The organism is Methylobacterium sp. D48H, from assembly GCF_053345715.1.
This window is the reverse complement of the sequence record NZ_JBKFAP010000058.1, coordinates 1-6,808: the sequence shown is the minus strand read 5'-3', so window position 1 is coordinate 6,808 and position 6,808 is coordinate 1. Positions and strand designations below refer to the sequence as shown.

6 protein-coding genes and 1 pseudogene are annotated in these 6,808 nt (G+C 70.7%); 5 read left to right on the top strand and 2 right to left on the bottom strand.

Translation table 11 applies throughout. The features are described 5' to 3' along the window. Positions 1-451: 451 nt before the first annotated feature. Complete coding sequence (locus ACLBX8_RS31320) at positions 452-730, bottom strand: hypothetical protein (protein ID WP_447700938.1); 279 nt, start codon at positions 728-730, stop codon at positions 452-454. Between the two features lie 431 nt (positions 731-1,161). After that, positions 1,162-1,800 carry an isochorismatase family protein gene (locus ACLBX8_RS31315; protein ID WP_447700937.1) on the bottom strand — a complete coding sequence of 213 codons (639 nt, stop codon included), beginning with the start codon at positions 1,798-1,800 and terminating at the stop codon, positions 1,162-1,164. A 124-nt stretch (positions 1,801-1,924) separates the two neighbouring features. Between ACLBX8_RS31315 and ACLBX8_RS31310 the strand changes: the two genes are divergently transcribed. The 5 genes and pseudogenes from ACLBX8_RS31310 to ACLBX8_RS31290 all read left to right on the top strand — a co-directional run. Further along, entirely contained in the window at positions 1,925-2,836 is a 912-nt protein-coding gene (locus ACLBX8_RS31310) for a LysR substrate-binding domain-containing protein (RefSeq protein ID WP_091682778.1), read from the top strand. 186 nt (positions 2,837-3,022) lie between these two features. Beyond that, the gene (locus ACLBX8_RS31305; RefSeq protein WP_447716379.1) at positions 3,023-3,901 is read left to right on the top strand and encodes a pirin family protein; all 879 of its coding nucleotides are present in this window, start codon (positions 3,023-3,025) and stop codon (positions 3,899-3,901) included. 103 nt (positions 3,902-4,004) lie between these two features. Further along, a complete protein-coding gene (locus ACLBX8_RS31300; protein ID WP_447716378.1) occupies positions 4,005-4,949 on the top strand; it encodes an alpha/beta hydrolase in 945 nt (314 codons plus the stop codon). Between the two features lie 32 nt (positions 4,950-4,981). Next, the gene (locus ACLBX8_RS31295) at positions 4,982-6,508 is read left to right on the top strand and encodes a GMC family oxidoreductase (protein ID WP_447716377.1); all 1,527 of its coding nucleotides are present in this window, start codon (positions 4,982-4,984) and stop codon (positions 6,506-6,508) included. Positions 6,509-6,599: 91 nt separating this feature from the next. After that, positions 6,600-6,808: pseudogene (locus ACLBX8_RS31290) on the top strand (IS630 family transposase); the annotation flags it as partial.

The following is a 6,808-nucleotide window of genomic DNA, read 5'->3' as shown; positions in this document are numbered from 1 at the left end:
GATGCCGACGGTGGTGATCTCCATGGGGATGGCTCCTGCATGAGCGTGGCTGCTGCTTTGACAGCAACCACATCTTGGCATCGAGATGCCGTCAGTCGGAGCGGGAGCCATCCACCCCATCTGCTTCTGGGCATCAAGTGCGGGAAAGCCGACCTCGGCTTCCATTCGCGCCCAAACTCGAGAAGCGGCGGACTCCGCCACGATCCGGCGCAGGGGATTTCGCATCGCCCTTCGACTGTGCGCGGCGAACGCGCACCGCGTGCGCTGGCTTGCGGTACCGGTCATCCAACCCCCATTCGCCGAGGGCTGTCGGGCGCGGTAAGGTTGATACCCTGCGGCGGGTCGCATCCCGGTCAGGGCAGGCGACGGTAGACACGGGCGAATTCCGTGCCGCGCCGGATTTCGCAGATGCCGGCTCGGCTGACCTTATCGAATACGCCAAGGGATGACTTCACCGTGCGGCGCGGACCTTCCGAATCGGATTCGCGGCCTTCTGCTCCTCTTGGTAAGCGGCGATAGCCATCGAGCAATTCGGTGTCAGGAGGCCGGCTCTCTCGCGGAAGCAGGCCTGGACTTCCCCGCCGTCGGGCGAGAACTGGCCGCAATGTTCCAGGTAATCTCCTATGCAGTGGCGCTTCAGGTTCTCCTGGCTCGCCTGTGTCTGGGCAAAGGCCATGTCGGAGACGAGGCCGAGGACAGCGGTGAGGCAAGCGGTCTTCAAGATACTCATGGTCGGCTCCGTAGGGTGAGAGATCTACCGAGGCGACGCCTTCAGGCTCCGGTCATCGCCAGATACGGGATGAGGGAGGCGCAGGCGAAGTTGCCGGCGATGACCAGCAGGATGACGGACTGCATGCCCATGACGGCTCACCTCGTCTGCGCGAGGAGACCGGCTGCGGATGCCGGCGTCAGCATCGGCGCGCAGGCGATGGCGCCGATCACGCTGATGACGATCAGCAGTCGTGCGATGATGGTGGTCATGTCGGTTCCCCCTCGTGGCCGTTCGGGCCTTTGGTTAATGAAGGATTTAAGAGCTCGGCCTTACGCGCGTGTTGCTTCGATTGTTGCGTCGAGCAGGGGCCGGCAGACACCGCTGGCGCGCCCGCTTGCCGACCGCTGTGGGACAGGCGGCGGCCGCAAACTGACACGTGTCGGGAACGGTCAAGCATTCGCTCCGCCGTCCACTCTGCCGAAGGAGGCGGCGACCTGGCCGACCAAGGTCGCCCAGGGCATGTCCAAGGCGGCGTAGACCGGGCCCGCCTCCGGGCGGGCGTTGTCCTTCAGGATCTCGACCATCAGCGTCGCGTAGTCGGACAGGACCACGCCCGCCTGCGCCATACGGAGAAGGCCGGCCTGGCGCTTGGTCTCGCTGAACGTCCCGGAGGCGTCGACAGCCACGTAGGCGTCGAGGCCGCGGGCGACGGCTGTCATAGCCGGGAAAGCCGCGCAGACCTCCAGCGAGATGCCGGCGAAGATCAGCTTCTCGCGGCCCGTGGCCTCAATGGCCCGGGCGACGCGCGCGTCGTCGTAGGCGTTCACCGACGAGCGGTCGATGATCTCGTTTCCGGGCAACGCCGCGACCAACTCGGGGAAGGTCGGACCCCATAGGCTGTCGCGCGCCGTCGTGGTGACCACGATGGGCAGGCCGAGCGCCGCGGCGGCCTTCGCCAGGGCGATCACGTTGTGCTTGAGCTCGCCCGTCGAATAGTCCCGCACGCCCGTCATTAGGCCGACCTGATGGTCGACGAGGACGAGGGCTGCGTTCTCGGCGGTGAGCGGTTCGTAGGCGCGAGCGGTCATCGTATCCTCCTGCTCAAGGCCCGTCGGGGCCGGCGACGAGCAAGAGCTATCGGCTGGACCGGCGGCCCAGAAGCCGCAACAATCCGAACCCAGCGTCCATAGGGCTGGACGATGAGGAGGCGGCGTGCTCGACCTGAACGACTTCTTCTACTTCGTGCAGGTCGTCGATCGCGGCGGCTTCACGGCCGCCGGGCGGACGCTGCGCGTGCCGAAATCCACCTTGAGCCACCGCCTCCAGCAGCTGGAGGGCGCCCTCGGCGTCCGGCTGTTGAACCGGACCTCGCGCCGGTTCGGCATGACGGATGCGGGGGAGGACTTCTACCGCCACGCGGTCGCGATGCTCAGAGAGGCGGAGCTGGCGGAGACGACGATCCGCCAGCGCCTGACGGAGCCGACCGGCACGGTGCGGTGCACGGCCGGCGTCGCGACCATGCAGTTCGCCCTGGCGGACATCATCGCGGACTTCCTCGTCCGCCACCCGAAGGTGAATGTCGTGGCCCACGGCGCGGACCGCACCGTCGACATCGTCGGCGAGAACTTCGACATCGCCGTGCGGGCCCATACGGACCCGCTGCCGGACTCGAACCTCGTCCAGCGTACCCTGGCGCCGGCGCCCTGGTTCCTGTTCGCGGGATCGGCATACCTCGACGAGAATGGCGCTCCGGACAATCCGGACGCCCTTCGGGACCATCCGTCCCTGTTCATGATGCGGACCGGGGTCGCGCCGGTCTGGCGGCTGCGGCACGCGAGCCGCGCCGGGGAGGAGGCGGTACTGCCGTTGAGCCCGCGGCTGATGGGCGATGACATGGTCGGGCTGCAGCAGGCCGCCATCCGCGGCATCGGCGTGGTCGCTCTGCCGAGCTACATCTGTCGTCAGGCCGTCCGCTCGGGTGCCCTGCGGCGCGTTCTGCCCGACTGGGTCGCGGGCGACTCCACCCTGACGGCCCTCATTCCCTACCGCCAAGGCCTGCTTCCGTCCGTGCGGGCCTTCCTCGACCACCTCGCGGCGGAGTTTCCGAAGGCCGTGCTGCTCTAGGCGCGGGCGATCTCGGCGGGGTCGGTCGAGGGGGTGCGGGGTCGGGGCCGGTCCCCATCCGCCGCGAGCGCCACCGGATGCCGGATCCCGGCGTCCAAACGATCGGACGATAGGTCCGAAAATGGCTGCCTTCTCGGCCAGCGTCTGTCGCCACACCATCGGCACATCCACGCAGCGAGGCAGGACATGACAGCTCTCGAGACCATCCACGGGGCCGACGCGCTCAGCCCGAGGCTCGGCGAGACCGTTCTCGGAGAGCCCCACCGCATCGGCTCGAACTTCTCCGCGACGCACTTCTCCGAGGAAGCCTTCGACGGGCGCATGGACCCGCTTCTGATGGTCGACCACTTCGTCATGACGGGGCCGACCTTCGAGCCGCACCTCCATGCCGGCATCTCGGCCGTGACCGTCATGTTCGAGGACGCGACCGGCCACTTCCTCAACCGGGACACGCTGGGCCGAGACGTCGCCCTCGAGCCGGGCGACCTCTACTGGCTCGCGGCGGCGTCGGGCGCCGCGCACGAGGAGAGGCCGGCCGAAGGGGCACGGGTCCACGCCCTGCAGGTCTTCGTCAACCTGCCCGCGCGCCTCAAGGCGCAGCCGGCGCGCGCGTTGCACGTTCGCGCGGCCGACATCCCGGTCCTCGAAGGCCGCGGCCATCGCGTCCGCGTCGTCCTGGGGCAGAGCGGCGACGTTGTCGGCGCGGGTGGCACCCCGGAGGAGATGACACTGCTCGACGGCTTCCTACAGCCGGGCGGCGCCTTCGCCCACGCCCTGCCCGAGGGGCGGCAAGCCTGGATCTACGCCGTGTCGGGGCGCGTGTCCGTCCGCTGCCGTGAGGAGGAGCGCCTCCTGCCGGAGGGCGGCGCCCTGGCAATGGGCGCCGGTTCCGCCGCGGAGATCATCCTCGAAGCCGCCGAGGCTGCGCATGTCGTGCTGATGGCCGGGCGGCCGATCCGCGAGCCCTTCGTCAAGCGCGGTCCGCTGGTGATGTCCACGGTCGCCGACGTCGAGCGCGCGCTCGCCGGCTACGCCCGGGGCGCGTTCGGCCGCATCCCGGCCTGAGATCCGATCGTCCGACACACGAACCCCGCGCGGCGCCGAGCGACGCGCGGACGGCGGAGCCTTGCCCGGCGGCGGTCGGGCCGATGCACCAGCGGGAACTGCGATGCGCGACGACACCTTCGGCCCCGATCCGGCGCCAGGGACGATCACCATTCCGCTCGCCGACGATGAACGGCGGCGCGAGGACCACCTGCGGGACCTGTTCGCGCGCTTCTGGGGCAACGCGACGGGGGAGCCGCGGGCCGTCTACGACACCTTCATAGCCGGCAGCCCGCGCGCGGACGGCGTCGCGTTCGACCCTGTGGACGAGGCCGGCATCCGCGGCTGGTGGGTGCGCCCCGCGGATGCCGCGCCCGGCCAGGCGATCCTCTTCCTGCACGGCGGCGGCTACGTCCAGGGCACGGCCGCGGCCTATCGCGGCTTCGTCAGCCAGATCGCGAGCCGGGCCGGCGTCGCCGCGCTCGCCATCGACTATCCTCTGGCGCCGGAGGCGACGCTGCCCGCTGCCCCGGAGGCGGCGCTGGCTGCCTGGGATTGGTTGATCGGCCAAGGCTACGACCGGATCGCCGTCGTCGGGGACTCGGCCGGGGGCGGGCTGAGCCTCGTCACCCTGGCGAGCCTCGCCCTGCGCGCGCGCGGCCCTGCGCCGGTGGCCGGCGTCGTCTTCTCGCCCTGGACCGACCTGACGCTGTCCGGCCCCTCCATGAACGACCCTTCGGTGCAGGACCCGCTCATCGGCCGTGCGTACCTGCAGGACTGCGCGCGCAAGTATGCCGGCGCGCGCGATGTCCGCCACCCGCTGGCTTCACCGCTCCTCGGCGACCTGCGCGGATTGCCCCCGCTCCTGATCCAAGTCGGCACCGACGAGCGCCTCATCGACGACGCGACGCGCTACGCCCGGCGCGCCGAACAGGCTGGCGTCGCGGTGTGGCTGGAGGTCTGGGAGGGCCTGCATCACGTCTTCCAGCTCGACGTCGCCCACCTCGACAGCAGCCGCCGGGCCCTCGACCGAGCCGCCGCCTTCCTGCGCCGCGCCTCCGCATCCTGACCATCGCCGCTCTCGAAGAGGACATGTCCGCCATGCCCACCCGCGCCCCCATCCCGGATCAGGCCTTCGACGTCGTCATCGCCGGCGGAGGCTCCGCGGGCGCCGTGCTCGCGCGCCGGCTCAGCGAGAATCCGAACCGGACGGTTCTTCTGCTGGAGGCCGGACCGGCCTACGCGCCGGGGGCGTATCCGGACGTCATCGCGAACGCGAACCGGGTCGGCGGCGACGCGGCGCACGACTGGGGCTACCACACCCAGGACCGCTCCGGCCTCGGCCACGACGTGCGCGCGATCCGCGGCAAGGTGCTCGGCGGCAGCTCCGGCGTGAACGCCGCGGTCGCCATGCGGGCGCGGCCGTCCGATTTCGCCCGCTGGACCGCGCGCGGTCTCGACGGCTGGTCGTGGGACGAGGTGCTCCCGGTCTTCAGGGCACTGGAGAACACGCCGGCCGGCGACGACGCTCGGCGCGGGCGCTCCGGGCCCTTCCCGATCCGCCAGCGCACGATGGAGGAGATCACCCCCTCCATGCGCGCCTTCGTGTTGGCCGCGGAGGCGGCCGGCCTGTCCCGCATCGCCGACTTCAACGGCGTGGAGCAGCACGGCGTCTCGCCCTACCCGCTGAACGTGGTCGAGGGCCGACGCGTCAACACGGGCATGGCCTACCTGACTGAGGAGGTTCGGCGCCGACCGAACCTCGCCATCGTCGGGGGCGCCGAGGTCGACGCCGTGCTGTTCGACGGCCGGCGGGCGCGCGGCCTCCGGCTTCTGGGCGGAGCGACGGTGGAGGCCGGACGGGTGATCCTCTCGGCCGGGGCATTCGGCAGCCCCGCCATCCTGATGCGGTCGGGCATCGGGCCGGCGGCGCACCTGCGCGACCTCGACATTCCCGTGCTGCAGGACGCGCCGGTCGGCGAGCGGCTCAAGGAGCATCCGTTCTACTACAACGTCTACGCGCTCAAGCGGGAGGTGCGGGCGATGGACCCGGTCGCGGGCGCGATCATCTGGACGCGGTCGCGTGAGGCCGCCCCGGACGAGTTGGACCTTCACATCTCGGGGACGCACATCTTCGATCCGGCGCAGAGCCCGACCGGCGGGGCCATCGTACTGGCCTGCTCGGTCACGCTGCCGAGGTCCGTCGGCTCGGTTCGGCTGGCGAGCCGCGACCCCCGCGCCATGCCGCTCATCCGCTACAACTTCTTCGAGGACCCGGCCGACCTGCGGCGCATGTTGGAAGCGGTACACCTGTCGCGGCGCATCGGCCGGACGGCCCCGTTCAGCGACGTGGTCGCGGCGGAGCTGTATCCCGGTCCCGATGTCCGTGACGACGACGCGCTGCGGCGAGCCGTGCTCTCGGCAGTCGATGGCTACGCCCACCCGACCTCCTCCGTCCCGATGGGCGGCCGCGACGACCCGTGGGCAGTGGTCGATGGGAGCGGGGCGGTGCGCGGGGTGGACGGCCTGAGCGTCGTCGATGCCTCGATCATGCCCGACATCGTCTCGGCGCCGACGAATGTGACCACGATCATGCTCGCCGAGGCGATCGGCCGGAGGCTCGGCTAGAGCGTTTTCGGTTTGGGCTGAGTCGGCTTGGTGGGGTTCACGCGGCGCTGGGAGGCTGATTCACTCGGCCGGTCGACAGCCGGAGTGATGCATGGGCCGCCCCTACAGCTTGGACCTGCGCGAGCGGGTGGTGACCGCGGCTGCGGCGACCTCGCGCCGTCAGGCGGCCGCCTGCTTCGGGGTCGGCCAAGCAACCGCGATCCGCTGGATGGCGGCGCTCGCCGCGACTGGGACGGTGGCCGCCCGGCCGCAGGGGCGTGCCCGCCGCTCCAAGCTCGACCCGTACGAGACGTTCCTGCG